Genomic DNA, 25,097 nt, shown 5'->3' on the forward strand with positions numbered 1-25,097 from the left:
GGCGTTGGAACACGCCGTGGACACCCGCGCCCGAGCGGGCGTCGACGTGGCCGGCTGCATCGTCCACAGCGACCGCGGGTCCCAGTTCCGGTCCCGCAAGTACCTGCGCGCCCTGTCCCGGCACGACCTGCTCGGATCCATGGGACAAGTCGGCTCGAGCGCGGACAACGCCGCCATGGAGAGCTGGTTCGCACTCCTGCAGAAGAACGTCCTGGACCGCCGAACCTGGGACACCCGCGACCAGCTGAGGCTGGCCATCGTCACCTGGACCGAACGGACTTACCACCGCCGACGACGCCAAGCCCGCCTCGGCAAGTTGACCCCCATCGAGTACGAGACCATCATGACCACAGCGGCCACCCAGGCCGCATGACCAACATGTCACCTATCCGTGCAGCAGTCCCCACCAAGAGCGGCGCCGACCTGATCGACACGCTCAACAAGACCCAGGAGTGGCTCATCTGCTCACTCGTTCACAAGTTCCGCGCCGCTGACAATGACAAGAACCAGGACGAGGCGGCGGGTGACTTCATCAAGGAACTGAGCGCCTCGATCCCGAAGGACTTCTCGGCCAAGGGCAACCTGTTCGTCTTCGTCGACGAAGCCCACCGCCGCACTCAGTCCGGCAAGATGCACACCGCCATGAAGCAGCTGCTCCCGGGTGCCATGTTCATCGGCTTCACCGGTACGCCGCTACTCAAGGCCGACAAGGCCACCAGCATCGAGACGTTCGGCTCGTTCATCCACACCTACAAGTTCGACGAAGCGGTCGAGGACGGCGTCGTGCTCGATCTGCGCTACGAAGCCCGCAACATCGACCAGCACCTGACCAGCCCGAAGAAGATCGACCAGTGGTTTGACATCAAGACCAAGGGCATGACCGACCTCAGCAAAGCCGAACTCAAGAAGCGCTGGGGCACGATGCAGAAGGTCGTCTCTAGCGAGCCTCGAGCCAAGCAGATCGTCAACGACATCTTGCTCGACATGGAAACCAAGCCCCGCCTGATGAACGGGCGCGGCAACGCCATGCTGGTCGGAGCCAGCATCTACCAAGCGTGCAAGTTCTACGACCTGTTCGTGGCCAGTGGCTTCAAGGGCAAGTGCGCCATCGTCACCAGCTACGCTCCCAACGCCAGCGACATCTCCAAGGAAGACTCCGGCGAGGGTAAGACCGAGAAGATCCGCCAGTACGACACCTACCGCAAGATGCTGGCTGACTACTTCGACCAGCCCGAAGACGTCGCCGTCACCCGAGTCGAGGAGTTCGAGAAGGCGGTCAAGAAGCAGTTCGTCGAGAACCCAGGCCAGATGCGCCTGCTGATCGTGGTCGACAAGCTGCTCACCGGCTTCGATGCACCGAGCGCCACCTACCTCTACATCGACAAGAAGATGCGCGACCACGGGCTGTTCCAAGCCATCTGCCGCGTCAACCGACTCGACGGCGACGACAAGGACTACGGCTACATCGTCGACTACCAAGACCTGTTCAACTCACTCGAAGATGCGATCACCGACTACACCTCGGGTGCGCTCGACGGGTACGAGAAGAAGGACATCGAGGGTCTGCTCTCTGACCGTGTTGAGAAAGCGCGCCAAGATCTGGACGAGGCGCTGGAAGCTGTGCGGGCGCTCGTCGAGCCGGTGCCGAATCCGAAGAACACGGTCGACTACTTGCGCTACTTCGCGACCGTCGACGCCGACGGCGAGCTCCTGAAGAACAACGAGCAGAAGCGCGTCGCCTTCTACAAAGCCGTCACTGCCGTCACTCGCTGCTACGCCAACCTCGCCAACGAGATGACCGAAGCCGGCTACACCGACGCCGAGGCTGCGGCCATCAAGCACGAGGTTGCCCACTTCGTTGACGTCAGGGCTGAGGTCAAGCTCGGCGCTGGCGAGGATGTCGACTTCAAGCAGTACGAAGCCGGCATGCGCCACCTCCTCGACACCTACATCCAAGCCGACGACTCCGAGGTGGTGTCCGAGTTCGACAACGTCGGACTGGTCGACCTCATCGTCAAGCTCGGTGCTGGAGCGATCGACACGCTGCCAACGGGCATCAAGAAGGATCCCGAGGCCGTCGCCGAAACGATCACCAACAACATGCGCAAAGTCATCATCGACGAGCACGCCACCAACCCGGCGTACTACGACAAGATGAGCGCCCTGCTCGACTCGATCATCGAGGCTCGCCGCAAGGCCGCAATCGACTACAAGCAGTACCTCGCGTCACTGCTCGATGCCGCGAAGCAACTCGGCAGCAAGGGATCTGACCAGGCATACCCGGAGTGGGTACACAACGGAGCGCAGCGAGCCCTGATCGACTTCAGCTTCCCAGACAAGGCCCTGGCGATTGATGTCGATACTGCGGTTAGGACGTCGAAGCCACACAACTGGGTCGGCAACGCTATGAAGGAAAAGGTCGTGCGCCGCGCCGTTGCCCGAGTGCTGCCTGACGGATTTGACCGCCTGGATGAGCTGTTCGATCTTGTAAAGGCGCGTGATGAATACCGCTAACGCCTACCTGACCGTCCGAGGGATCGACATTGACGTCATCTACAAGGACATCAAGAACCTGCACATCGGCGTTTACCCGCCGCTTGGTCGAGTCCGTGTGGCCGCGCCCACTCGACTTGACGACAACGCTGTACGGCTAGCCGTCATACAGCGGTTGCCGTGGATCAAGCAACAGCGCCAGCAGTTCAAGGACGCGGAGCGGCAATCCGAGCGCGAGATGGTCGCCGGAGAGTCTCACTACGTCTGGGGCAACCGGTATCGACTTAAGACCATCGAGCGCCCCGGAGGCACTCATTTTGAGATCGACGGCGACCGTCTCGTGCTCTATATCCCGCCGGGGCGTGACAGCGCCCAACGCCGCACTGCCCTCGATCGGTGGTACCGCGAACAGCTACGCCACGTGCTACCCGACGTGATTGCCACGTGGGAGGACAAACTTGGCCTGTCGGTGCCGAAGTGGTCGATCCGACGGATGAAGACGAAGTGGGGCTCGTGCAACCGGGAAACCCGGCACATCTGGTTCAACACTGAGCTCGCCAAGAAGCACCCCGACTGTGTGGAGTACATCGTCGTCCACGAGATGACCCACTACCTCGAACGGGGACACGGCGAACGGTTCACGAAACTGATGGATCGAGAACTGCCCGATTGGCGGAGCCGCCGCGAACGACTGAACCGCGAACCGTTGGCCGAGGACACCCGGGGTCGTAAGGACGAGGCCTGATGGCAAGCCAGGTCATGAAGGCTCTGCACGGGTAACCTCGGGCCCATGCCCCAGTGCAAGCCTCGCAAGAAAGACCTCCCCCACGGTTTCGAGCCGGCCTCGAGCTCAGCCTGGATACTTCGCCGTGCCAGCACCGGCGAAGGCTTCCTGTGGCAGGGCCAAACTCACGACGGCCCTGAGGGGCAGCTGTGGCACTGCACGGCCGATGGGTGGGCGAGCGAAGCTCGTCCGAGTGCGATGCCCGACGAAGTGAGCGTGTTCGACGTCCCGGCGAACGTCGCGATGTGGGTGTGCGGATTCCCCGAGGACGAGGTGCTGCACCGACTCCGCACGGCTGGCGACGGAGAGCCCGACGAGCACGACTGGGCCTTCTCCACCAAGCAGTTCGAGTCGCAGGACGACGAGTTCCCTGGCTCCTGGGAGGCGTCGGCACGCCGGTATGTATGTGTCGACGGCAGGCGAGTCCAGTTCGCCGAACCCAGCGGGGCCCCGTTCCTCACACAGAATGACGCGCCCGTGGGCGTCACACTCGCCACGTTCCACTGGGGAAGCGAAGACGGCATGATGAGCGGCGCATCCAGCTGGACCCTCACCCAGGTCAGCCCCACCCGCGCCATCGCGAGCGCCGACGGTGACGCCACCGCCCCGCCCGTCGAGATGGCCCTCTCCTCCGAGCGCCTCGCCGAGGTGGTCGCGCGCTGGCTGGCTGACGTCGAAGGTGGCACGATCGGAGTGCCGTTGGCCGCAGCGATCGAGCTCGAACCCTTCGACCTCGCCGGGCAGTTGCCCGACGCCGAACGTCGCTCGTGGGAGAGCCTCCTGGCCGATCTGCGCTCCGGGTACGGCACCACGCTCAAGTGCACCGTCGCCCTCGACGGCGACGATCGGGAACACCTACGCAACATCCTCGCCGAGGATGACGAGTACCGCGCGATTCGCGACGCCCTGGCGAACCCGGCGAAGCACGATGAATGGCTGCGGGCCCAGCTCCAGCAAGACGATCCCTACGACCTGGACGACTGATCCACGGCCGTCAGCGTTGCTGTCGGCGTTCTCTCCTCGGCGCGCCAGGGCCGTAGTCGAGTTGCGGGTCGCGTCGAGCTGACCGCACGATCTCGTCGAGGTCGGCGTCGCCGGCGTCCTCCCAGTACGCCGCATGGCCCATGGCAGCGATCGTGCCCAGCCTTTCCGCCGGGTAGAGGACGCCACCACGTTCGACGATGCGGGCCATGCCGTTGCCCAGACCCACGACATAGCGCCCGTCGCCCATGTTCGCCGTGAGCTCGACGGCGTAGAAGTCCCCCGCGAGCCATAGGCAGCCTTGGGCTCCGTCGCAGTCGAGTTGCCCGCACTCTCCGCAACGGCGCACCAGGCCCGACGCGACGCGACGCGCCTCCCCTGCGTCGAACTCATCGACCCGCGTGACGGCGCGGACCCACGACACGTCGCCGTCAGAGACCACGTCAGCCGCGTGGAGTTGCACGACCTCGCCGACCGTGACGGGAGCGCCGGCGTCCGCCGTCCACGGTTCGTGACCCCACACCCAGACGGCGTCACCACTTGGCACGCGCAGTTGGAGGAAGCCGTCGACGACCGACAACACCTCCGCCTGGGCAGGATTGCTCGACGCATGCACCGACCGCATCCGAGGCGGGCTCATCTCGTGCCCACCCCCGACCCAGCACTCGTGGTCGGGGCCGTACCCATTGATCCTCGTGATGTCCACTCGTCGACCTCTCGTCTCTCTCGGCGCGCGGGGCGCGCGGGGCCCTGGCCGTCAGGCCGGGTTGCTCTGCGTTCCTGACGTGTCTGTCAGCTCCGCCACCGCATCGAACGCCAGGGCGCGGGCAGCGGGCGTGTAGTCCTGCCCCGATCGTCGCAAGCGCCAGTTCTGTTCGACGTGCTCGAGCATGCGCATCATGGGCCACACGCACGGGCCGATGTCGCGCCAACTCGGCGGTGAGCCGTCGGGCATGCGCCATCCCACGTCCGCGATGAGTTCGCGGATCATCTCGTACGTGTGCTCCTGCGGAAAAGCTGAGGCGACGAGCAGCGCGTAGAGCGTTCGCGCGCAGGCCTCGAACTCGTCGGCTTTCGCCGGCACCAGCGCGGCAGCGAGGTCGCGCCACAACTGCTCCAACTCGCCCGCAGCGATCGCCTTCGCGACCACCTGGCCACGCTTCGTCAGCACGAACTCGCCGCGATAGTGACGCGCGTAGCCCATCGTCTTCAACGACTCGTGCAGCGCCCTCACCGGCACGACATCCATCTCTCGACGGCTACTGCCGTGCGTCCAGATGCCTAGCGCGTCGACGATCCTGCCGACGGTGTCAGGCTTCAGGTAGCCCGCCTGCGTCAGCGGCAACGCGCCCTCCGCGAGCATGCCGATGAGCGTCACCCACGAGCGCAACGCGTCGGCGCGCTCTGCGTCCGTCGGTTCGACACGCTCCTTGCGAGCCCGCGACACCGAACCGAGCAACACCACCTGCGCACGCGGCGACGCCCGCCGCATCGTCTGGCCGAGCATCGAGGACGGATCCACCGCCCCCTCTTCAGCGATCCTCTGAAGAGCCTCCTTCTCCTTCGACAGCACGATGATCGCGGCGTTCGCCTCGTCGACCGAGAAGCGCGCCGGATCCCAGCCCGGCGGCACCCACTCGGCCAATTCCCGTGGCAAGGTGCGCGCCTTGTGCCCCTGGACGAGTTCGTTGTACTGCCACGGTCCGCCCGAATCCTCCAACGGGCACGCGTTACGACCGGCAACGCACTCCGCGAGCGGACCGTCGCCGTCAGGTGCACCGCTCGTCGCGAGCTCGACGACCTTCTCGACGTTGATCGTGTGCACCCAGTCGTCACCGAAGTCGTACACATAGAACACGCGATCGCCGGGAGCGCGCAGCACCTGATCGAGCACGACCTCGGTCTCGACGCCGGACGCTTCGTCGAGGTCGTCACCCGTCTCTACGTCTGCCACGCTCGCGAGGAACGGCCCACGCCAGACATCCTTCTTCGGCCCGAGCGTGAACCGGTGCAGATGGGCGTCCGCCCAGCCGAGCGTCGCCTGGAGGACGTCGTGGAACTGCGCCATCGTCACGTCGCTGCGCACCTCGATACGGCGCCAAACAGCCGGTTTGACCTCGTCGACGTCGACGCGGACGGTGAGGAGCCGCACGCCGTCACGTGCAGGCGGCAACGTCACCCTCGGCCGCGGCGGTGGTGGCGTGAAGAACCTTCGCGCGATGCCTTCCGTCGAGCCTGCGGGCGCGCCCGCTGCGGGAAGGCCGAACGCCGCACCGGGCATGCTGCCGGCGCCTGACGCCTGCTGGTCGCCCCCGGCCTGCGGTGGCAACCCGAGCTCACGGGCAACGTCAGGCCAGTTCTCCTCATCGTTCAACTGCTCACGAAACGACTGGATGAACGCCTCGACCGACGGGTCGTCAAAATCAGCCATGCCCCATCGTGTCATCGCGGCCCCGGTTCGATGGGACAGCCGTCGCGACCTTCGCCACCCCGGTCACTCTCAACGAGAACCGAGGCTCCGCGATCAGCACATGACCCGGCGCTCCGAACGGGTCAGACACCGATAAGGGCGTTCTTCCCGATAGCCCGCTCAGCAGGGAGCGACCTGGCACGATGAGGCGAATGGAATACTTCAACCCGCCTCCTGGCTGGCCCCCGACGCCCCACGCCTGGCGACCGTCCCAAGGTTGGCAGCCGGACCCTCGCTGGCCAGACGCCCCCGCAGACTGGCCCTTTTGGGTCGACGAATCCCGACGCCCTGTCGCTGGACCCGAGGGCCTGTATGGCGCGGAATCATCTCCCTCGTGGCGCGATGCCCGTGAACGAATCGGCGGCGCCCTCCGCTCCCTCGACGCCAATACGGCAGAAGCCAGACGCGCGGCGGCGAGCACGGCGGCGGAAGCCACGCGAACGGCCCGAAACACGGCCGCGAACCTGCGCCAGCGCTACGAGAACCGGGGCGCAGACGACCAGGCCCCAACTGTTCCAGAGCCAACGCAGCCCGTGACGCAAACCCGGGCTCACAACCTGCCGCAGTCGATCCCACGCTCCTGGCCCCGTCAGACACCAAGTGGGGCTACGGTGGCGGCCTCGTCGACGGCGTCAACCGCCAACCGAACGGGCCTTCTGAAAAAGGTCGGAATGGGAGGCGCTGGTCTCGTCCTTGTCTCATTGCTCGTCGCGCAGTGCAATGGCGGCTCAGGCGCCAGTTCGAATCCGTCAGTCTCCGCGTCATCGGCTACGACAACCGCCACTCAGTCGAGCGTGGCGCCATCTCGGACAACCCCCACGACGAGCACCGCCGCCAGCACGGCGAGCACGGCCGAGACCAGCCAGGAACGAGATACCTCGGACAGCACGCGTTCCCGAACAACACCCGTCACCCCGCGGGCCGCGACAACGCGATCAACAGCACCGACTCGCAACGAAACGCCCGCGACCAGCGAGCCCATTGCACCCGTGGTGCCGCAAAGGACGGACGAGCCCGACACCCCAGACGCCGAACCCACTGGCTCCGCCAGCTACAGCAACTGTAGGCAGGTCAAGGCAGCAGGGGCTGCTCCGCTCTACGCCGGCCAACCTGGGTACAGCCGCAAGCTCGATCGTGATGGAGACGGAGTCGCCTGCGAGAAGTGATCCTCATCCGAGAAATCGCAAACCCGTGAGCGTTCGCCAGACTGAGGATAGAGGTGCATGCCGTAACGCTGACGCGGGCGCTACTCGGCCAGCGAGCCGTACCTCAACACGTGATCGTCAGCGCCGCCCGAACACTCGGGCAGGTGCAGTTCGATGAGTTTCGCGAGCGTCAGCACGTAATGGCGCGCGCAGAAGAGTTGCGCGTCGCCGCCGCCGGCGTGCTCGGCGAACACGACGTAGTGCGTCGGGGTCTCGGTGCACACGCACTCGTTCCACGTGCAGCGGGTGCTATCGCCGTCGTCGAACTCGTCGAACCCGGTGTCGCCCAAGTCGAGTTCGTGCGTCACGTTCGTCATGCCAGCTCCTTCATCGTCGCTTCGACAGCGCCGACGCCGCGCGCCAATTCGTCACGCGTCAGTTCCTCGTCGGTGTTGAACCAGCGCGCCCACTTCAACCGGAAATCCTGCTCGGCACGCCTGCGCGCGACGCTCGTCTCGGCCTCTTCGGCGCGGAACACGAAGCTCGCTCCGTCCGCATCCGTCGACACCGTGACGAACGAATCCTCCACGGGCACAGCGATACCCGACACCATGCCTTGTGCGCGCACGGCTATCCACCGGCGAGACGCGGGTACATCGTCCGCGAACTCGTCGGCGACGAACGGCGCCACCTCACCCCATGCGAGCGCCCGCTCGACGGCGAACGCTGACACCTGACCGCCCCCTTCGGAGTAACCCCACACGTACGCCGAGCCGACACCGCCGTCCGCCGTCGTGAACCACGTCTGCGCCGACTCGACGTCGGGCTTCACCGCGAGCCACTTCACGACGATCTGCGATGGATCGTCGTCGGACGTCTCGTGGTACTGGTGCAACAGGCCGTCCTCATCCTGCGCACGCTTGGCCTCGAGCCAGCCAGCCGCGTCGAACGCGACGATCTCGAACGGCACGAGCGGCTTCGGCGAGAGCCGTGCCACCCACTCGCGAATCGCCGCAACACTGTCGAACACCGACAGCAGCGCTGTCTGCTCGCCCATCGCGACGACGTCAGCCTCCGCGCGCTCGAGTTGCGAGTCGACGTCGTCGCCCGCCCACTCATCGCTACGCGGCTCCGACGCCATGAGCGCATCACGACGCTGCAGCCACGCGAACCATGCGACGAGCGGCTGTGCATCGTCGCCGGTCTCGAACGTCAGGTCGTCGCGGAACTTGACGACCGCCCCTGCGTCATGGCACACGAACGTCGGCTCGCCGGCCGGTCCGCCGTCGACGGATGCGAGGCACAGCTCGTACGTGACGAGTTCGCGCTCCTCGTCGTAGGCATCGAGACGCCACAGCCCCGGCAGCTCCACCGCGTCCGCGTCGTCGTCTTGACTGGTGACGGCGATGAGATCCGACGGCGTCACCCGCGCCCACTGCGGCTGCTCACCCTGCGGCCACCAAGCCTGCTGCGGCCCGGCCTCCTGCACCCGACGCGCCTCACCCCACGTCACACTCACGCCATCCACCCCTCGTCGCTCGATGACCGACTCATTCGGCCCGCTCACAACGTAGCCCCCAGCGGTGACAACCCCCACACCATCGCGATGGAGGGCTCTTGATCGGGGCGCAGCAGACCTCGTCATCAGCGGCCAGCGCCGAACCGCGAGACACGAACACCCCCGCGCCTCGCCGCGCTCCCGCCGGGCCCCGCTAGGTGGGCGCGGTAAGTATGAGTTCGGTTGTAAGTTCAGCCCCCACAACCCCGATGAAGAGCTGTGGACCGTTGCAGCGCGACGCTCTTGCCTTGAACTCATGATCCGCCGCGCACTATGAGTTCAGCTTTGAGCCCCTCAGTCAGGCACCTCGACGAACGTCGTCACCGTCGTGACGGCGGGTCGGCGCGGCGTCGAGCTGAATCCGAAACCGGGCTCAGGGGTGACGTCCGCGAGCGCCCCGACGTCATCGCCCGCCCACGTGCCGCGCACGGCCGTGACGGCGCGCAGATCCTGCGCGAGATAGAACTCGCGACGCCCGTTTCCGGCCGTCCCCGCCGTGCGAACCCCCGGCATGAGCACGCGCGCGAACGGGTCGATCGCGCGCGCCGTGCCCGGGTGAACGAGCGCCCCACGAATCGGCCACAGCGGCCACGCGAGCGCGCGGCGGCGACCGAACGTCAGGCTCAGATCCAGTTCACCGGCGGCGATGTTCCACGTGAAACCAGCGCCCGTGGCGCCGTCGATCGCGACGTCGACGACCGTCACGTCGTCGAACTGATAGGTCGCACAGACGTATTCGGCCACCTCCCCGTTCGGGGCGAGCAGTTCCCGTCGCCCGTCAGGGTGTGCCACCATGACGTCCGCGAACGATCCCAACGGCGAGCGCGACCACCGTCCGACGACGAAACGTCGACCTGACGTCGTCCCCACGCCGGCGATGTGCCCGTCGAACCTGTCGCGTCTCATGCGTCCACCATCACTCATGCCCCCATCGTCCCTGTTCCGCCGCGCCACGTCACCCACCCCGACGTCGGGCACCCGCGATGTCGACGAAACGCCCAGGCAAGCGTGGGTGATCTCACGACGCTGCTGGTCGCAGCCCCCCCAGCGCGCCGGGGGATAATTCGACGGCACCCCCACCGACGAAACCGACGAAAGAGGCTTGATGTCGACGTCCCCCGCACCACGAGGTACCTACCGCGCGGAGGACGGCACGCCCGTCGAGTTCGCCGACGCCCTGAAGGTCTGGACGCGCATCGCCTACGAGCGGCTGCAGCAGGTCGCGACGCACTACAACGGCCTCATCACCTACAAGGAGCTCGCGCAGCACGTGCAGCGCGAATCGGGCATCCACACCTCGTCGACGCCGGCGAACATGGTCGGCAAGATCCTCGAACTGTGCGCCGTGCAGGCCGCCACCGCCGGCGACCCGCCCCTGACGTCGCTGTGCCTCAAGACCGACGGAACCGTCGGCACCGCCTACTGGCGCACGCCCATCGCCGAGGGCCTGACGATGCCCGAACTCGTCGGCGAACCCGACGTCGAAGCGGACGCCGCCGAACACCGCCTCATGTGCTACCGCGCCTACGCCACCGACCTGCCCGAGAGCGGCGGCGTCGCCCGCATCCCCGAACAGGTCATCGTGCGCCGCGAACGCGCCGACCGCGCCGCCGAACGCACCCGCGCCGCCAAGCGCGAGGACGAACCGCAGCCCGTCTGCCCGTCATGCTTCACCCAGCTGCCCGCCAGCGGCGTGTGCTGGCAGTGCGACTGAACCGCCACCAGGACGTGTGAACGCCCCGTCGACGGATGCCGTCGGCGGGGCGTCGTCCACCCGGGGCTGCAGGTGCCTCGGACTCAGACGTGTGTGAGTCAGGCGTGCTCGCGCTTACCGCGGAAGTGCTTGACGACGAAGAAGCCGATGATGCCGACGAGCAGGGCGATGCCGATCCAGTTGGCGTAGCGCTCGACCGACTTGTACTGGCTGCCGGCGATGTAGCCGATGAGGACGAACGCCGTCGCCCAGATCGACCCGCCGAGCGCGTTCCAGAACACGAACTTCACGTACGGCAACCCGCTCATGCCCGCGGCACCGGGGATGAGGGCGCGCAGCGCGGCGATGAAACGCCCGAAGAACACCGATTTGCCGCCGTGACGGCGCAGCGCGTCCTTCGCGTTCTCCATCTTGCGCTTGTCGAGCAGGCGGTCGGGCAGCTTGCTCAGGATCTGCTCACCCCAACGCTTGCCGACCTCGTAGCCGATCGAGTCGCCGATGACAGCCCCCGCGATCGACGCCACGAGCACCGCCCACACGGGCAACTTCCCCTGATTCGCGACGACCCCCGCGAGCACGACGCCGATCTCACCCGGCACGACCACGCCGACGAACGCCGACGCCTCGAGCGCCGGAAAGAGGAACGCGCAGACGAGGACGAGCCACGGCGGCAGGTTGAGGATGAACTCGAAGATCCTCGACACGAGGGCACAGCGTACGGCTCCACACTGGAAGGCGCCCGCGAGCGCCGCGCTGCCGCATCGGCCACGCATCGTGCGCGCAACTGCGACGCGCCCGGCGCCCACCCCGCCATCCGCGCCGCAGTTGCACGCGAACACCGTTGCGCGACAGGCTGGAAACAACCAGGTGGCATCAGCCACGACCCCGCGCGAAGGAGCACCGTCATGACAGCGAACACGTACGACGTCAAGGGCAAGGTCGTCATCGTGACGGGCGCCGGCACCGGCATCGGCGCCGCCATCACCGATGCGTTCCTCGACAACGGCGCCACCGTCGTCGTCGCCGGGCGCCGCAAGGAGAAGCTCGACGAGGTCATCGCCGGGCGCGACAACGCCCTCGCCGTGCAGACCGACGTGTCGAAGCACGACGACGTCGCCGCCCTCGTCAAGACGGCCGTCGACACGTACGGCCACCTGGACGTCGTCATCAACAACGCCGGCCAGCACGTCGGCGGTGACGTCACCGAGACGAGCGACGACGACTTCGCGGCCGCCTACGGCACCAACGTCGACGGCTTCTTCTACATGCTCAAGGAAGCGCTGCCCGAACTGGCGAAGACGAACGGCTCGATCACCGTCGTCACGAGCGTCAGCGGCATCGGCGGCGACTGGGGCCAGCCCGTCTACAACTCGACGAAGTACGCGCTCAACGGCCTCATCCAGAGCGCCGCCCTCGACTGGGGCGCCAAGGGCGTGCGCATCAACGGCATCGCGCCCGCCTTCACCAAGACGCCGATGACGGCCGACATGGCCGACAGCGACGACGACCTGCAGCCCTTCGTCGACCGCCTCGCGCTCGGCCGCGTCGGTGTGCCCGAGGACCTCGCCGGCATCGCGCTGTTCCTGTCGACCAAGGACGCTCAGTACATCACCGGCCAGATCATCCCCGTCGACGGCGGCACGACCGCTTCCAACGGCCAACCGCGCCGCTGACGCATCGGCGGCTCTCCCCGAGCGAATGACGGGGAGAGCCGCTGCGGTGCGCCGTTTCCGCGTTTTCGTCCGGTCGGACTCGACGGAGCGTCGCCTCGTCGGCTCGTCGACGCCGGGTTCGTCGGCGTTGGTGACGACCGCGTGTGGGTACTCGTCGGAGCGCATGCCGCGCCTTCTCGAGGCGAGCCAGCACGAACGTCGCGTGAACCTTGGGTACTGCACACGCCGAACCACCACGCGGCGCCCACGTGTGATGTGCTCATGGTGAACCCACAGGCAGCACGCTGACCCCGGGAGACACCATGGCCCGTACTCGCTCACTCACCCTCGCGTCGTTCGGTGCGCTGACGCTCGCCCTGGCGGCATGCGGCGGCTCCGGCGACACGACCGCCGACTCCACCCCACCCAGCGCGACGAGTACCTCGCCCTCACCGAGTTCCTCGACGTCAGCCTCCTCGACGACCTCGACGTCGACGCCGGCTGCTGCTACGTCGACATCGTCGTCCGCCACGTCGGCGTCCTCACCAGCTACCAGCGCGAGCGCGTCGTCAGGTCCCTCGGAACCGTCCGCGACGTCGCCCTCCCCGGCCGGTTCTTCGTCACGAGCATCGAACACCGCGCGATCGTCGGCCCCGGCCACCGTCGCTGGTGCCCCCACCGTCAGCACGACCGTCTGGCCCGACGCATCGTGGAACGTGCCGACCCTCGACAACGACGGCTGCAGCATGGGCTTCGATTCGTCCTCACCCAGCGCCGATGTGAGCCCCTACTCCAAGACCGGCAAGTCCTTCACGTGCGGGGCGATCGCCGCCGGTCTCATCGCGTGCCAGAAGGAGAAGTCGACCGGAAACGTGTTGTGCCTGCAGAGCCTCGAACAGAGGATGGCGGTTCGGTTCCCGTCGAACGTGTCGAAGATCCGGCCGCGTGACCCCGGCGAGCAGCCGACTCCCCTGCAGGTGAAGCTCGCCAACGGGGCGACGTGTTCTGCTGCGTCGCACGACCAGACGACGCACTACCAAGACCGTCGCAGCTGGCTTTACTGCGACAGCGCCGGCGACGCAGTGCTGTTGCTGCCCAAGGATTTCGACCCTACGAAGGGTGCTGGGCAGAAATACTTCGACAAGACCAACGCGACGTGGACGGCTCAGTACAGCGTCAACAACATGGCCCCGAAGACGGTGGCCGTGACGAATGTCGTCTACGCACCGTGACCGCGGTGCGACGTCATGGGCGGTGCTGACGCGCGCCGACCGCGGCGCCCGCGCTGCCCGGCAAGCACCGGCAGAAGACCGACGAAGAAGGCGCGCACGAGGGCGTTGATTCCAATTTGCGTGGGCCCATGAGATCACTGGATCCCACCTCGCAGGGTGAGTAGAACTACTCACGGCCGAGGGATGATCTAGACGTCTGCATCACGCGCATGGAAGGACAAGTGACGTGGCGAAGAACCAGGACAAACGTGGCTCGAACGACGACCCGGGCCCGTCGGTCAAGGACGACGAGATGTACGAGGCGCTGCGGCGCGAGGGCAACAGCAAGGAGAAGTCGGCCCGCATCGCCAACGCGGCCGCGAACTCGTCACGCAGCGCCGTTGGTCGCAAGGGCGGCGAGCACGGCAGCTACGACGACTGGACCGTCGACGAACTGCGTGAGCGCGCCCGCGAACTCGAGGTCGAGGGCCGCAGCACGATGACGAAGGACGAACTCATCGAGGCCCTGCGCGACGGGTGACGCCCGGCGCTCAGACGGCGGTTTCGACTGGACGCCCACCGTCTCGACTGCCTCTCGGCGGATCGCCCACCTCGGCGCGCCGTTCGGGCAGCCGAGCGCGAGACCTCGCTCTCACATGTCATGAGGCACTCAGCGGGCGTTCTGGCGGCGTGCCTAGGCTGGGGACAAATCCGTTGTTCTCCAAGCGAATCGGGGTCAGCATGAGCACCATCACGACGAAGATCGCCGACACGCTGGGCAAGCTGCCGGATCAGACGGCCGCCTTCCTCGCGGACGGTTACCTGTTCCAGAGCCGCGTCCGCGAGGCGCGCGGGCGCGACGCCGGCGACGGGCGTCCGCTCGGTCTGCGCATGCTCGGCAAACCAGCCCTCCTCGTGCGCGGGCGCGAAGGCGTCGAGCTGTTCTACGACACGACCCGCATGAAGCGTGACGGCGCGATGCCGCTGCCCATCCGCGGCCCTCTGTTCGGCAAGGGCGCCGTCCACGGCCTCGACGACGACGAGCACCGTCACCGCAAGGCCATGTTCGTGCGCATCGCGTACGACGACGCTCAGGTGCGCCGTCTCATGCCGTACCTCGAGGACGAGATGCGCAAGACGCTGGAGCGCTGGGTCGAGGCACCCGGCACGGTGTACGACGGCAGCGTCATCACATACGGACGGGCCGCGCTGCGCTGGGCCGGCATCCCCGGTGACGACGCCGAGCTCGACGTCTGGGCCGAGCGCCTCGGCCAGATCGTCGACGGGTTCGGCAAGAAGAGCCCCGCCCACGTCGAGGCGTGGCTCAACCGCCGCCGCTGCGACGCGTGGGCCGCCGACCTCGTCGCGCGCACGCGTCGCGGTGAGATCACGCCCGCCGAGGGCACCGCGCTCGCTGAGGTCGCCAAGCAGACCCACCTCGACGGCTCCCTGCTCGACGAGCACACGGCCGGAGTCGAACTGCAGAACGCCACTCGACCGACGATTGCGGTCGCGCGTTTCGCCGCCTTCGCGGCGCGTGCGCTCGTCGAGCATCCCGAGTACCGCGAGCGCATCGCGGGCGAGGTGGTTTCACGTGGAACGTTGCTCGGGAATCCGACGGCCGTCGCGTTCGCGCAGGAGGTGCGTCGCACGTCGCCGTTCGTCCCGATGCTGCCGGCGTTCGCGCGCGACACGTTCGAATGGGGCGGGCAGAAGATCCGCAAGGGCCAGCGCGTGCTCATCGACGTGCTCGGCACGAACACCGACCCCAGCGGCTGGGAGCGCGCAGACAGCTTCGAGCCGGAGCGCTTCCTCGGGGTCGAGGACGCCGAGCAGATCGAGAACTTCATCCCGCAGGGCGGCGGTGACGTCGCGACCGGGCACCGCTGCCCCGGCGAGAAGATCGCCGTGACGGCACTGTCGGTGACGATCTCCGGTCTGTGCACGCCCGGTGTCGAGATCGACCCCAAGGGTCTCGACTTTTCCTGGACGCAGCTGCCCACGATGCCGGGCAACGGCGCCCGGGTGCGCGTCACCCGTCAGGCCTGACAGGACGAGCAGATCCTCCGAATCGGACGCCGGGCCGGGCCGCCGCAGCGCGACTCGGCGCGGCGTTCGGCGTCTTGCCGACGGTGGGGGTTTCGCCGACGCCGGGCGGCAGCCGTCAGCCCCTGGCCGGCTGCGGTGCGCCGGGGTAACGCCAGTTGAAGACGACGTTGCCGGAGCCGTCGACGCACTTCGCCGGCGCGGCACCCTGCATCACCATGATGTCCGGATTGTGCGAGCACGTGTAGGCGTCGACGCGCGCCTCGCTGCCCTTGGCTGACGCGGGCGTCGCCTCGTACTTCTGCATGGCCGAGCGCGCTTCGACACACGTCACGCCGTGCCGGTCATAGATACGTGAGGACCCCGCGTAGCAGTCCGTGGCGTCGGGCCTCGACATCTTCTCCGGCGGCAACGAGGAGGCGGAGCCGCCCAGGTCGATCGAGGCGCGGCCGATGGGCTTGTCGGCCGAACCGGATGCGGCCGACGGCGCCGACCCGCTCGGCGTCGCGTCGGCGGCGTCACTCTTCGCCGAATCGGTGGCCTTCGACACGGCGTCCTCGACGGCGCCGCACCCGGTCAGCATGACGGTGAGCGCCGCGGCCAGCGCGACGCCTCCCCTGCGCATGTGGTTCATTTTTCTTTCCCTCCCCGTGGCTTGATCGGGAGATATCGTCGCAAAGACTGGCGTACACGGCCAATGTCGCCGTCGGCGTTTTCCCTGCGTTTCACGTGAAACATCGCTCATACTTCGCTGAGAACGCCGTGCCACGACGACCGAAGGAGGCCCCGTGCCTGAGGGCGACACCGTCATGTGGGCTGCGGCGCGCCTCAACCGCGCCCTGCTCGGGCAACGCCTGACGCGCACCGATCTGCGCACGCCGCGGCTCGCGACGGTCGATCTCTCGGGGCGCGAGTGCCTGCCCGTCGTCACGCACGGCAAACACATGCTGCATCGGCTCGAGGGTGGCGTGACGATCCACTCCCACTTCAAGATGGAGGGCCGCTGGAGCCTGCTGCCAGCCCCGTCGACCCTCCAGGGACGCGCCGCTGCCGGCGCCGAGGCCGACGTCCGACGCGCCGTCACCGCCCACACGACGCGGGCGCTGCTCTACACCCCGCGGACGCTCGCCGTCGGCTCGAAGCTCGGGGTGCTCGACGTCCTCGAGACCGCGCGTGAGGGCGACGTCGTCGGGCACCTCGGGCCCGATCTGCTCGCCGATGACTGGGACGGCGGCGGGCGCGGGCGGGCGCTGGACAACCTGCGCGCACAGCCCGAACGCCCGGTCGGTGAGGCGTTGCTCGACCAGCGGCTCGTCGCCGGTCTCGGCACGTTCTGGATCAGCGAGATGCTGTGGGTGCACCGCATCCTGCCGTGGACGCAACTCGCCGCGATGCCGGACGGGGTGCTCGAGGCGGTGCTCGACGACGCGCGACGCCTCATGCTCGTCAGCGGACGCACCGGGGTCCAATCGTCGACGGGTGACGCCCGCGCGGGGCAGGACCGCTACGTCCACGCCCGGTCGGGGATGGCGTGCCTGCGCTGCAACGACACGATCCGCGTCGCGATGGCCGGCGACCCCGGGCGCGAACGGACCCTGTTCAGCTGCCCGACGTGCCAGGGCGGTCTGGCACCGAACGACGACGGCCGGCCACAGGGCGTGCTGCGCGAGCGCAAGAAGACGGGCAAACGCGACAAGGGATGACGGTGCAACGTGGGGGTGCGGCATCCACCCTCACGGGTCATTGCCGACGGTGCTCGCGCGCGGGTAGCGTCCTGAGCAAGCCAGTGCTGCACCACTGTTCGCCACATTTTCCGGATCGCCCGACGTGCCAGGAGGCCCGCGATGACCGACAAGAAAACCGATCAGTACACCTTCACCAACCCCGTCACGCAGTACCCCTCGGACAACTTTCCCAAGCAGGAACTGACGTGGCCCGGGCTCGACGCGAAGCTGACGCCGAAGGCCGATCACGGCGAGGACACCTACCGCGGCACCGGCCGTCTCGAGGGTCGCAAGGCACTCGTCACGGGGGCAGACTCCGGCATCGGGCGCGCCGTCGCCATCGCCTACGCGCGTGAGGGCGCCGACGTCGCGCTCAGCTACCACCCGCGCGAGGAGAAGGACGCCGCCGAGGTCGCGAAGCTCGTCGAGGACGCCGGGCGTCAGGCCTACTTGCTGCCGGGCGACATCAGCGAGGAGGCGACCGCGCGTCAACTCGTGCGTGACGCCGTCGACAAGCTCGGTGGGCTCGACATCCTCGTCAACAATGCCGGCTTCCAGCAGGCGCAGGCCGACATCGCCGACATCACGAGCGAGCAGTTCGACCAGACGCTCAAGACGAACGTCTACGCAATGTTCTGGATCACTCAGGAGGCGCTGCCGCACATGCCGGCCGGCTCCACCATCATCAACACGACCTCGATCCAGGCCTACGGCCCGAGCGAGCACCTGCTCGACTACGCGACGACGAAGGCCGCGATCAACACGTTCAGCAAGGCTCTGGCTGCGCAGCAGGGGCCGAAGGGCATCCGCGTCAACGCCGTCGCACCGGGCCCGTTCTGGACGCCGCTGCAGGTCTCCGGCGGGCAGTTCCAGGAGAACATCCCCGAGTTCGGCCAGAACACGCCCCTCGGGCGCGCAGGCCAGCCCGCAGAGCTCGCAGGTGCGTACGTATACCTCGCGAGCGCCGAGTCGGGATACGTCTCCGGCGAGACGCTCAACGTCAACGGGGGCATGGTCAGCCCGTGACCGCGGCGGCCCTTCTCTGAGCTCGTTCGTCGCGGCGCCCCCTCACGTCAGGGGGCGCCGCGATGGCGTGAGAACCGCGTCGTTCCGGGGTTGTCGGTGTTCACTCGTACGGTGAAGTCATCGCCGCAGGAGACGGCGACGCGCCGCTCACGAGGTGGCGCGCGACCAGCAACGGGAAGTGGCTCACATGCCTGCACCGAGCGTTGTCCCCCCGCCCGCGCGGCGCGGTTTCGCCGTCGTCGACGTGGAGACGAGCGGGCTCGACCCGCTGCGGCACCGCGTCATCGAGGTGGCGGTGACGCAGCTGACGCCGTCAGGAGGCCTGGAGCGCGAGTGGAGTTCGCTCGTGCGAGCCCGCGGGGGCACCGGGCCCGTGCACATCCACGGGTTGAGCGATGACGACGTGCGCGACGCACCCGGTTTCGCCGACCTGGTCGACGAACTGAGCGAACTGCTCGATGGGCGCATCCTCGTCGCCCACAACGCGGCGTTCGACTGGGCGTTCCTCGCTGCGGAGGCGCGCCGCGCCGGGCGTGAGCTGCCCGTCAGCGAACGCCTGTGCACGTGGCATCTCGCGCGGGGGCTCGAGCTGCCGACCGACAACCTGCGTCTCGGCACGCTCGCCGAGTACTGGAGCATCCCCGTCGAGAACGCGCATCGCGCCGGTGACGACGTGCGCGTGCTCGTCGAGGTGCTGCGACGCTGTCTCGACGAGGCGGGGCGCCGCGCTGCGCCGCTGCCGCTCGAGGAGTGCGCCGCGCTGCCGCGATGGTGGCGCACGCAGATCCGGTGGCAGCGGTTGCGTCGGCGGCTGCGAAAACGGCGGGCCGGGCGGCGTCGATCGTCGCGCTGACTAGACTCGGGGCATGTCTGACGCTGATCGCGAGGTCGCCCTCGTCGCCTCCGACATGGTGGTGCTCACCCTGCGCGACGACGAACTGCACGTCGCGCTCATCCGGCGGGCCGCCGCGACGGAGCGAGGCAAGTGGGCGCTGCCGGGCGGTTTCATGCGTCGCGGCGAGTCGGCGGAGCAGGCCGCCTATCGCGAGCTGCGTGAAGAGGTCGGCATCGCGGAGCGCGACGTCGTGCTCGAGCAGTTGCGCACGTACACCGAGGTCGAGCGCGACCCGCGGCCGGAACGCGTCATCGGCGTCGCGTGGACGGTGTTCGGCGCGCGCCTTCCCGACCTCGAAGCGGCGTCCGACGCGCTCGAAGCGGTGTGGGTACCGGTCGACGAAGCGCTCGGGATGCCGCTCGCGTTCGACCACCAGCGTATCCTCGCCGACGGCGTCGAACGCGCCCGCTCCAAACTCGAATACACCTCTGTCGCAACGGCTTTCCTCGACGACGAGTTCACGATGTCGCAGCTTCGCCACGTCTACCAAGCCGTGTGGGGCGGCTCGCTCGAACCTGCGAACTTCCACCGCAAGGTGTTGAGCGTCGACGGGTTCGTCGAGGAGACGGGCGACAGCCGCGTCGGGCGCGGGCGCCCCGCCAAGCTCTACCGCCGCGGCAGCGCCCAGACGATCTACCCGCCACTGACCCGCGCGTCGGTGCGCGAGGCGCGGGCGCGCAGCTGATCATGCGCCCGGCGCGGGGCGCAGCTGATCAGTCGCTACGACGCGCGACGAGAACGATGTCGGCCTGGTGGTGGGCACCGGCACCCTCGGTGACGTGGCGCTCCGACTCGAACTGCTCGATCTGCCACCCCTGACCGAGGCGGCCGATCACGTCGGCGATCGTGACGTAGGAGTCCGGGTCGAAGCCGTGCTCGAGCGCGCGATCGCGATCGACGTGTGCGTGGGCCACGACGATCAATGCGCCACGGGGGCGGACGAGGTCGCGAAGCGAGCGCTCGATCGACTGATCTTCGGTGCGCAGTAGAGCGGGATAGAAAACACTGACGAGATCGAGACCTTCGGGCGCCAAGGTCGCGTCGAGCAGCCCCGCGCACACCCACGTAATACGGGAGGCGACGTCATCTCCGCTTACTTCGGCTGCCGCGCGCCCCCGTTCCAGCGCAGGTGCTGCAACGTCGAGGGCCGTCACCTGCCACCCTTGCTCAGCGAGGTGGATGGCGTCAGCGCCCTCACCGCAGCCGACGTCGAGCGCTCGACCCGGGGATAAGTCGGCCAGCTGCTCCGTCAGCACCGCGACGAGCGCGTCGTTCGGGTTGCCTCTCCAGACCTGCTCGCCCTTCTAGACGTCGTGCCAGTTCATGTCATGCCCAGCAGGGCCGCTCGTCGCCGCGTCCGGCGTCGTTTCAGAGTGCATGTCACCATGCTCGCCGCCACTGCGTGATCGGACAATCTCTACGCGTCTATAAAATGCGCTAGCCACCCTGAGACAACGCCCGCACCGCATGGCCGATGCCTCCCGACGACCTCCGTGCGTGCAAATGGACCCGCGTGCATTTGCACGCACGGAGCAACCGATTCGTCCGCGACAAGACGCAGGTCGTACGGTTTTCTCGATGATCTCGCTGATTCCTGACTACCTCGCGGCGACGCTCGAGGCCTGCCCGCCCGACGCCCATGCCCGGAATGCCGACTACATTCCGGAACTGGCCCGCGTCGACTCGTCACTGTTCGCCCTCGCAATCGCCACCGTCGACGGCATGATCTACAGCGCCGGTGACGCCGAGGCGGAGTTCACCATTCAGTCGGTCAGCAAACCGTTCGTCTACGCGATGGCGATCGAGGATCGCGGCCTCGACGAGGTGCAGCGTCGCATCGGCGTCGAACCGAGCGGTGAGGCGTTCAACGAGATCAGCCTCGAGGCGGGCAGCAAGCGCCCTCTCAACCCCATGATCAACGCCGGCGCCATCACGGCGCACTCTCTCGTCGCCTCCCCCGATGACGACGAGTCGGCGCGCGTGCGACGCATCGTCGCCGGTCTGTCGGCCTTCGCCGGGCGCGAGCTGAGCATCGACAGGACCGTCGCCGAATCGGAATGGCACGACGCGCACCGCAACCTCGCCATCGGGCACATGCTGCGCAGCTACGACATGCTGACGGACGACCCGGACGTCGTCGTCCACGGCTACGTCGAGCAGTGCGCCGTGCGCGTGACGACGCGTGACCTCGCCGTCATGGCGACGACGCTCGCCAACGGCGGCCTCCACCCGGTGACCGGTGAGCAGGTCGTCAGCTCGCGCACGGCCCGCCAGGTGCTGTCGGTCATGCTGAGCTGCGGCATGTACAACGCCGCCGGTGACTGGCTGACGGCCGTCGGCATCCCCGCCAAGAGCGGCGTCGGGGGCGGCATCATCGGCGCGCTGCCCGGGCAGGTGGGGCTCGCGACGTTCTCGCCGCCGCTCGACGAGCACGGCCACTCGGCCCGAGGGGTGCAGGTCTTCGAGCGACTCAGCGAAGACATGGACATGCACCTCATGGACGTCCCGCCGCCTGCCCGCTCGGTCGTCCGACACTCCCACGTCGTTCCGCTCGGGCGAGGTTCGCGCGGCGTCGACGCGCACGTTTACGACCTGCAGGGCGACATCCGGTTCGCCGGCGCGGAGCGCGTCGTCCGGCTCATCAGCGACGAGCCGCCGACGACGAAGACCGTCGTGTTCGACCTCGTCGACGTCCACGCGCTCGACGAGACCGCGGCCCGCATGATCCTCGAGACGGTGCGGCGCCTCGCGGCTGACGGGCATGAGGTCTGGTTCGCCGGCCTCGATGACGCACCCCTCACCCATGGGCGGCTCGACGACGAAGGGTTCGACCTCGGGCGCGGGGTGCACGTGCGCATGGGCCGCGACCTCGACGATGTCGCCGAACAGATCATGAGGGCCTGAACCTCGCCGTTTCACGTGAAACAGGCACGAGGCTGTCGAGCGCTCGTCGTTCGAGGCTGTGCGCGTGTTTGGTGAGGTTCTTGATAGACCCGACAACTCCCGGCCGCGTGCATGCCGCTGCCGGGCCGTCGCGCCGTCAGACCTAGGGTGGGACGCATGTCCGAAAGCGATGCACGGCCCTTGCCACCAGGCCTCACCCCGGTGAGCCCTCGGCTGACGTCGGCGCGCCTGCTGACGCTCGCCATCGCGGCGGTCGTCGCCGGTGCCGGCGTCGCGGCCACGATGTTCTTCGCGCCACGCTGGGTGACGGTTGCCCTCGCCGTCGCGCTGATCGTCGCCGTCGTGTGGGTGGGCCTCGTCATCGCGCGTCAGGTCAGGCACATCGGGTACGCCACGCGCGACGACGACCTGCTCATCGTCAGGGGCGTCATGTTCCGTACGACGACGGTCGTGCCGTACGGGCGCATGCAGTACGTCGAGGTCTCGAGTGGACCGATCGCGCGGATGTTCGATCTTGCCACGCTCGAACTGCACACCGCGTCCGCGTCTTCCGACGCCACCATCCCCGGCATGCCACGCCACGACGCGGAGGCACTGCGCGATCGTCTCGCGGCGCTCGGCGAAGCGCACCTCGCGGGGTTGTGACGATGGCCGATACCCACACGCCCGACGACTCGGCCGCCACCCCCGGGCCGCCCGACGACACGCTCGCCGACGGAGCATGGCATCGCGTTCACCCGTTGACGCCAGTCATGAAGAGCGGCGCGTTTCTGCTCGTCGTCCTCGGTATCGGCATCTCCCGCGCCGAGGACATGCTGAAGGATGCTCTCAACGGCGCGGCCGGTGGCTCCTCGTCGTCGAGCAATGCCGAGACATACGCGGCGAGCCGCTGGCTCGTCGCGCTCGCCATTCTCGTGGGCGTGCTTGCCGTGCTGCTGCTCGCCAACTGGATCATGTGGCGCAAGAACGAGTTTCGCGTCGACGCCGACAGCTTGCAGGTGCGCAACGGCGTCGTCGGCAAGGCGCACCGCAAGGCGCGTCTCGATCGCGTGCAGGCCATCGACCTCACCCAGCCGCTACTTCCCCGACTGCTCGGGCTCGCCCAGCTCAAGTTCGACGTCGCCGGCGGCAGCGATTCCAACCTGACGATCGAGTACCTGCGGCGCGCCAACGCCGAGAAGCTACGCGCCACGATGCTCGAACGGGTGCGAGTTTCACGTGAAACCTCCCACGAGAGCGACGGTGCGTCCCGGACATCCACCAGCCTCGGCGCTGGCGGCCAAGAGGCTGCCACCAACCCCGGCGATGCACCCGAGGTCGAGGCGCATACCACCCGCCAGGCCGCGCGCGTCCGGGAGGACGCCGCCACGGCGAGGGCCTCGCGGCCCGGCGCCTCGTTGGGTAGTCGGCTCGTTCACGGCGTCGTCCCGGGCGTCGTCGATGACCTGAGTGGCACGCCGACCGAAGCCCTCGCGCCGTATCGCGTTCGCGTCGCAGCGGACGCGGAAGGTGCCATCGTCAGGGTGCCGCCGCATCGCGTCTTCATCGCCCAGGCGCTGACGGGTGGTGCGCTCGTCGCGGAGGCGGGTTTCGTCGTCCTGCTCGTCCTGTTCGGTGTCGGCGTCAGTACGGGGCACGCGTCGGAGGCGTTCTCGATCGCACTGACGGTGCTGTTCGTCATGTTCGGCGCGGTGAATGCGGCCGTCCGCGCGTTCCTGCGCGACTCGAACTTCTCCGTGGCGCTCACGTCCGACGGGATCGTCGTCACGCACGGCCTCACCTCGACGACGCGTCGCGTCATTCCGGTCGACCGCATCCAGGCGGTCGAACTCACACAACCCGTGCTGTGGCGCCGGTTCGGGTGGTGGCGCGTGCGGATGAACCTCGCGAGTTCCTCCGCCCTCGGTGACGACGCCGACGCCATCCTGCTGCCGGTCGGATCCGTCGATGACGCAATGATGCTCATGGAGCTCGTCCTGCCGGAGCCGGGCACGCCGCCGGACGTGACCGGTCGCGACCTCATGCTCGAGGCGATGATGGCGGAGCGCACGACATCGACATCAGCCGCCGCAGCGATGTTCACCAGGCCCGGCCGGCGAGCGCGGCTGCTCGATCCGTTGTCGTCGCGGCGCGAGGCGTGGGCGCGCACGGCGACGATGACCGTCATCCGCGAGAGCCGCATGAAGCGCCGAGTCGTCTGCGTGCCACATGCGCGGGTGCAGTCGATGGCGCTCGCGCAGGGTCCTCTGCAGCGGTGGCTGGGCTTGGGCACCGTCGAGTTGCATTCGACGAGTGGGCCGACTCGCCCGCGGCTCGTGCATCAGGACGCCGAGGTCGCGCAGCGTTTTCTCTTCGATCACGCCGAGGTGACGCGGCGTGCGCGCGCGGCGCTCGACGCCCCCGACCCGCAGCGGGTCGGCGTCTGACGAGACTGCCCCGCCGGATGCGTCCGGCGGGGCAGTTGTCTCGGGCGAGCGTCGGGTGCGATCAACGA

The 25,097-nt window shown here is 68.0% G+C and carries 27 protein-coding genes; 17 read left to right on the forward strand and 10 right to left on the reverse strand.

All coding sequences use genetic code 11. From position 1 onward, the window contains the following. The 4 genes from AC1RS9_RS11535 to AC1RS9_RS11550 all read left to right on the forward strand — a co-directional run. A partial coding sequence (locus tag AC1RS9_RS11535; protein ID WP_492921571.1) for a transposase occupies positions 1-373 on the forward strand: 373 nt, incomplete at its 5' end. Next, complete coding sequence (locus AC1RS9_RS11540) at positions 370-2,514, forward strand: type I restriction endonuclease subunit R (protein WP_492921573.1); 2,145 nt, start codon at positions 370-372, stop codon at positions 2,512-2,514. The genes AC1RS9_RS11535 and AC1RS9_RS11540, both read left to right, overlap by 4 nt. Then, positions 2,501-3,238, forward strand: a complete 738-nt coding sequence (locus AC1RS9_RS11545; protein ID WP_062256639.1) for a M48 family metallopeptidase — start codon at positions 2,501-2,503, stop codon at positions 3,236-3,238. Before AC1RS9_RS11540 ends, AC1RS9_RS11545 begins: the two co-directional genes overlap by 14 nt. 237 nt (positions 3,239-3,475) lie before the next feature. Then, entirely contained in the window at positions 3,476-4,261 is a 786-nt protein-coding gene (locus AC1RS9_RS11550) for a hypothetical protein (RefSeq protein ID WP_473957874.1), read from the forward strand. Between the two features lie 10 nt (positions 4,262-4,271). Here the strand turns inward: AC1RS9_RS11550 and AC1RS9_RS11555 are convergent, their stop codons facing one another. The 3 genes from AC1RS9_RS11555 to AC1RS9_RS11565 all read right to left on the reverse strand — a co-directional run bounded on the left by AC1RS9_RS11555 (position 4,272) and on the right by AC1RS9_RS11565 (position 7,710). After that, a complete protein-coding gene (locus tag AC1RS9_RS11555; protein WP_312295846.1) occupies positions 4,272-4,964 on the reverse strand; it encodes a hypothetical protein in 693 nt (230 codons plus the stop codon). A gap of 51 nt (positions 4,965-5,015) precedes the next feature. Continuing rightward, a complete protein-coding gene (locus AC1RS9_RS11560) occupies positions 5,016-6,689 on the reverse strand; it encodes a plasmid pRiA4b ORF-3 family protein (protein ID WP_473957873.1) in 1,674 nt (557 codons plus the stop codon). An 823-nt stretch (positions 6,690-7,512) separates the two neighbouring features. Continuing rightward, a complete protein-coding gene (locus tag AC1RS9_RS11565) occupies positions 7,513-7,710 on the reverse strand; it encodes a hypothetical protein (RefSeq protein ID WP_038566383.1) in 198 nt (65 codons plus the stop codon). A 10-nt stretch (positions 7,711-7,720) separates the two neighbouring features. On the opposite strand from AC1RS9_RS11565, the gene AC1RS9_RS11570 reads away from it, so the two are divergent. Continuing rightward, positions 7,721-7,894, forward strand: coding sequence for an excalibur calcium-binding domain-containing protein (locus AC1RS9_RS11570; RefSeq protein WP_231729393.1), 174 nt, complete (start codon positions 7,721-7,723; stop codon positions 7,892-7,894). Between the two features lie 80 nt (positions 7,895-7,974). On the opposite strand, the gene AC1RS9_RS11575 is transcribed toward AC1RS9_RS11570, so the two are convergent. The 3 genes from AC1RS9_RS11575 to AC1RS9_RS11585 form a co-directional block, all read right to left on the reverse strand. Beyond that, positions 7,975-8,250 carry a hypothetical protein gene (locus AC1RS9_RS11575; protein ID WP_006944769.1) on the reverse strand — a complete coding sequence of 92 codons (276 nt, stop codon included), beginning with the start codon at positions 8,248-8,250 and terminating at the stop codon, positions 7,975-7,977. Further along, positions 8,247-9,392, reverse strand: coding sequence for a hypothetical protein (locus AC1RS9_RS11580; protein WP_472607548.1), 1,146 nt, complete (start codon positions 9,390-9,392; stop codon positions 8,247-8,249). The genes AC1RS9_RS11575 and AC1RS9_RS11580 overlap by 4 nt, the downstream gene beginning before the upstream one ends. A gap of 333 nt (positions 9,393-9,725) precedes the next feature. Continuing rightward, on the reverse strand, positions 9,726-10,337 hold the full coding sequence (locus AC1RS9_RS11585; RefSeq protein WP_131940234.1) for a hypothetical protein: 612 nt from the start codon (positions 10,335-10,337) through the stop codon (positions 9,726-9,728). 199 nt (positions 10,338-10,536) lie between these two features. Here AC1RS9_RS11585 and AC1RS9_RS11590 point away from each other — a divergent pair, with 199 nt between their 5' ends. Continuing rightward, on the forward strand, positions 10,537-11,145 hold the full coding sequence (locus tag AC1RS9_RS11590) for a hypothetical protein (protein ID WP_006944651.1): 609 nt from the start codon (positions 10,537-10,539) through the stop codon (positions 11,143-11,145). A 98-nt stretch (positions 11,146-11,243) separates the two neighbouring features. On the opposite strand, the gene AC1RS9_RS11595 is transcribed toward AC1RS9_RS11590, so the two are convergent. Next, on the reverse strand, positions 11,244-11,849 hold the full coding sequence (locus AC1RS9_RS11595) for a DedA family protein (RefSeq protein ID WP_235006048.1): 606 nt from the start codon (positions 11,847-11,849) through the stop codon (positions 11,244-11,246). Positions 11,850-12,050: 201 nt separating this feature from the next. Between AC1RS9_RS11595 and budC the strand changes: the two genes are divergently transcribed. Further along, positions 12,051-12,818 carry a meso-2,3-butanediol dehydrogenase gene (budC, locus tag AC1RS9_RS11600; RefSeq protein ID WP_473957872.1) on the forward strand — a complete coding sequence of 256 codons (768 nt, stop codon included), beginning with the start codon at positions 12,051-12,053 and terminating at the stop codon, positions 12,816-12,818. 259 nt (positions 12,819-13,077) lie between these two features. Here budC and AC1RS9_RS11605 read toward each other — a convergent pair whose 3' ends face one another. Next, positions 13,078-13,545 (reverse strand): hypothetical protein, encoded by a 468-nt coding sequence (locus AC1RS9_RS11605; protein WP_074040043.1) that lies wholly within the window; start codon positions 13,543-13,545, stop codon positions 13,078-13,080. On the opposite strand from AC1RS9_RS11605, the gene AC1RS9_RS11610 reads away from it, so the two are divergent. The 3 genes from AC1RS9_RS11610 to AC1RS9_RS11620 all read left to right on the forward strand — a co-directional run bounded on the left by AC1RS9_RS11610 (position 13,544) and on the right by AC1RS9_RS11620 (position 16,057). Then, positions 13,544-14,029, forward strand: a complete 486-nt coding sequence (locus AC1RS9_RS11610) for a hypothetical protein (protein ID WP_074040042.1) — start codon at positions 13,544-13,546, stop codon at positions 14,027-14,029. The genes AC1RS9_RS11605 and AC1RS9_RS11610 overlap by 2 nt on opposite strands. Before the next feature lie 226 nt (positions 14,030-14,255). Further along, positions 14,256-14,549 carry a DUF7218 family protein gene (locus tag AC1RS9_RS11615; protein ID WP_006944676.1) on the forward strand — a complete coding sequence of 98 codons (294 nt, stop codon included), beginning with the start codon at positions 14,256-14,258 and terminating at the stop codon, positions 14,547-14,549. A 200-nt stretch (positions 14,550-14,749) separates the two neighbouring features. Then, positions 14,750-16,057, forward strand: coding sequence for a cytochrome P450 (locus AC1RS9_RS11620; RefSeq protein ID WP_115296752.1), 1,308 nt, complete (start codon positions 14,750-14,752; stop codon positions 16,055-16,057). Positions 16,058-16,172: 115 nt separating this feature from the next. Here the strand turns inward: AC1RS9_RS11620 and AC1RS9_RS11625 are convergent, their stop codons facing one another. Continuing rightward, positions 16,173-16,688 (reverse strand): hypothetical protein, encoded by a 516-nt coding sequence (locus AC1RS9_RS11625; RefSeq protein ID WP_131940230.1) that lies wholly within the window; start codon positions 16,686-16,688, stop codon positions 16,173-16,175. Between the two features lie 154 nt (positions 16,689-16,842). On the opposite strand from AC1RS9_RS11625, the gene AC1RS9_RS11630 reads away from it, so the two are divergent. From AC1RS9_RS11630 to AC1RS9_RS11645, 4 genes are all read left to right on the forward strand, one after another. Then, positions 16,843-17,757, forward strand: coding sequence for a DNA-formamidopyrimidine glycosylase family protein (locus tag AC1RS9_RS11630; protein WP_492921580.1), 915 nt, complete (start codon positions 16,843-16,845; stop codon positions 17,755-17,757). Positions 17,758-17,898: 141 nt separating this feature from the next. Continuing rightward, the gene (locus tag AC1RS9_RS11635) at positions 17,899-18,804 is read left to right on the forward strand and encodes a glucose 1-dehydrogenase (protein ID WP_131940216.1); all 906 of its coding nucleotides are present in this window, start codon (positions 17,899-17,901) and stop codon (positions 18,802-18,804) included. A 187-nt stretch (positions 18,805-18,991) separates the two neighbouring features. Beyond that, on the forward strand, positions 18,992-19,657 hold the full coding sequence (locus AC1RS9_RS11640) for an exonuclease domain-containing protein (protein ID WP_051805448.1): 666 nt from the start codon (positions 18,992-18,994) through the stop codon (positions 19,655-19,657). Between the two features lie 13 nt (positions 19,658-19,670). After that, on the forward strand, positions 19,671-20,384 hold the full coding sequence (locus AC1RS9_RS11645) for an NUDIX hydrolase (protein WP_062256663.1): 714 nt from the start codon (positions 19,671-19,673) through the stop codon (positions 20,382-20,384). Positions 20,385-20,412: 28 nt separating this feature from the next. Here the strand turns inward: AC1RS9_RS11645 and AC1RS9_RS11650 are convergent, their stop codons facing one another. Then, positions 20,413-20,955, reverse strand: coding sequence for a class I SAM-dependent methyltransferase (locus tag AC1RS9_RS11650; protein ID WP_082740556.1), 543 nt, complete (start codon positions 20,953-20,955; stop codon positions 20,413-20,415). 322 nt (positions 20,956-21,277) lie between these two features. Between AC1RS9_RS11650 and AC1RS9_RS11655 the strand changes: the two genes are divergently transcribed. The 3 genes from AC1RS9_RS11655 (at position 21,278) to AC1RS9_RS11665 (ending at position 25,029) form a co-directional block, all read left to right on the forward strand. Further along, positions 21,278-22,603, forward strand: a complete 1,326-nt coding sequence (locus AC1RS9_RS11655; protein ID WP_082740558.1) for a glutaminase — start codon at positions 21,278-21,280, stop codon at positions 22,601-22,603. Positions 22,604-22,759: 156 nt separating this feature from the next. Beyond that, positions 22,760-23,248 carry a PH domain-containing protein gene (locus AC1RS9_RS11660; protein WP_062256667.1) on the forward strand — a complete coding sequence of 163 codons (489 nt, stop codon included), beginning with the start codon at positions 22,760-22,762 and terminating at the stop codon, positions 23,246-23,248. A gap of 2 nt (positions 23,249-23,250) precedes the next feature. Further along, positions 23,251-25,029 carry a PH domain-containing protein gene (locus AC1RS9_RS11665; RefSeq protein WP_131940214.1) on the forward strand — a complete coding sequence of 593 codons (1,779 nt, stop codon included), beginning with the start codon at positions 23,251-23,253 and terminating at the stop codon, positions 25,027-25,029. The last annotated feature ends 68 nt before the right edge of the window (positions 25,030-25,097 follow it).

The sequence above is a fragment of the Dermacoccus sp. MPR-E5 genome, from assembly GCF_058809565.1.

Excerpts from the sequence above, each read along its gene's own strand:
- AC1RS9_RS11540 (WP_492921573.1), top strand. The coding sequence starts at position 370 with ATGACCAACATGTCACCTATCCGTGCAGCAGTCCCCACCAAGAGCGGC.
- AC1RS9_RS11545 (WP_062256639.1), top strand. The coding sequence starts at position 2,501 with ATGAATACCGCTAACGCCTACCTGACCGTCCGAGGGATCGACATTGAC.
- AC1RS9_RS11550 (WP_473957874.1), top strand. The coding sequence starts at position 3,476 with ATGCCCGACGAAGTGAGCGTGTTCGACGTCCCGGCGAACGTCGCGATG.
- AC1RS9_RS11560 (WP_473957873.1), bottom strand. The coding sequence starts at position 6,689 with ATGGCTGATTTTGACGACCCGTCGGTCGAGGCGTTCATCCAGTCGTTT.
- AC1RS9_RS11565 (WP_038566383.1), bottom strand. The coding sequence starts at position 7,710 with ATGGGCTCGCTGGTCGCGGGCGTTTCGTTGCGAGTCGGTGCTGTTGAT.
- AC1RS9_RS11575 (WP_006944769.1), bottom strand. The coding sequence starts at position 8,250 with ATGACGAACGTGACGCACGAACTCGACTTGGGCGACACCGGGTTCGAC.
- AC1RS9_RS11585 (WP_131940234.1), bottom strand. The coding sequence starts at position 10,337 with ATGAGACGCGACAGGTTCGACGGGCACATCGCCGGCGTGGGGACGACG.
- AC1RS9_RS11590 (WP_006944651.1), top strand. The coding sequence starts at position 10,537 with ATGTCGACGTCCCCCGCACCACGAGGTACCTACCGCGCGGAGGACGGC.
- budC (WP_473957872.1), top strand. The coding sequence starts at position 12,051 with ATGACAGCGAACACGTACGACGTCAAGGGCAAGGTCGTCATCGTGACG.
- AC1RS9_RS11610 (WP_074040042.1), top strand. The coding sequence starts at position 13,544 with ATGGGCTTCGATTCGTCCTCACCCAGCGCCGATGTGAGCCCCTACTCC.
- AC1RS9_RS11605 (WP_074040043.1), bottom strand. The coding sequence starts at position 13,545 with ATGCTGCAGCCGTCGTTGTCGAGGGTCGGCACGTTCCACGATGCGTCG.
- AC1RS9_RS11620 (WP_115296752.1), top strand. The coding sequence starts at position 14,750 with ATGAGCACCATCACGACGAAGATCGCCGACACGCTGGGCAAGCTGCCG.
- AC1RS9_RS11625 (WP_131940230.1), bottom strand. The coding sequence starts at position 16,688 with ATGAACCACATGCGCAGGGGAGGCGTCGCGCTGGCCGCGGCGCTCACC.
- AC1RS9_RS11635 (WP_131940216.1), top strand. The coding sequence starts at position 17,899 with ATGACCGACAAGAAAACCGATCAGTACACCTTCACCAACCCCGTCACG.
- AC1RS9_RS11640 (WP_051805448.1), top strand. The coding sequence starts at position 18,992 with ATGCCTGCACCGAGCGTTGTCCCCCCGCCCGCGCGGCGCGGTTTCGCC.
- AC1RS9_RS11645 (WP_062256663.1), top strand. The coding sequence starts at position 19,671 with ATGTCTGACGCTGATCGCGAGGTCGCCCTCGTCGCCTCCGACATGGTG.
- AC1RS9_RS11655 (WP_082740558.1), top strand. The coding sequence starts at position 21,278 with ATGATCTCGCTGATTCCTGACTACCTCGCGGCGACGCTCGAGGCCTGC.
- AC1RS9_RS11660 (WP_062256667.1), top strand. The coding sequence starts at position 22,760 with ATGTCCGAAAGCGATGCACGGCCCTTGCCACCAGGCCTCACCCCGGTG.
- AC1RS9_RS11665 (WP_131940214.1), top strand. The coding sequence starts at position 23,251 with ATGGCCGATACCCACACGCCCGACGACTCGGCCGCCACCCCCGGGCCG.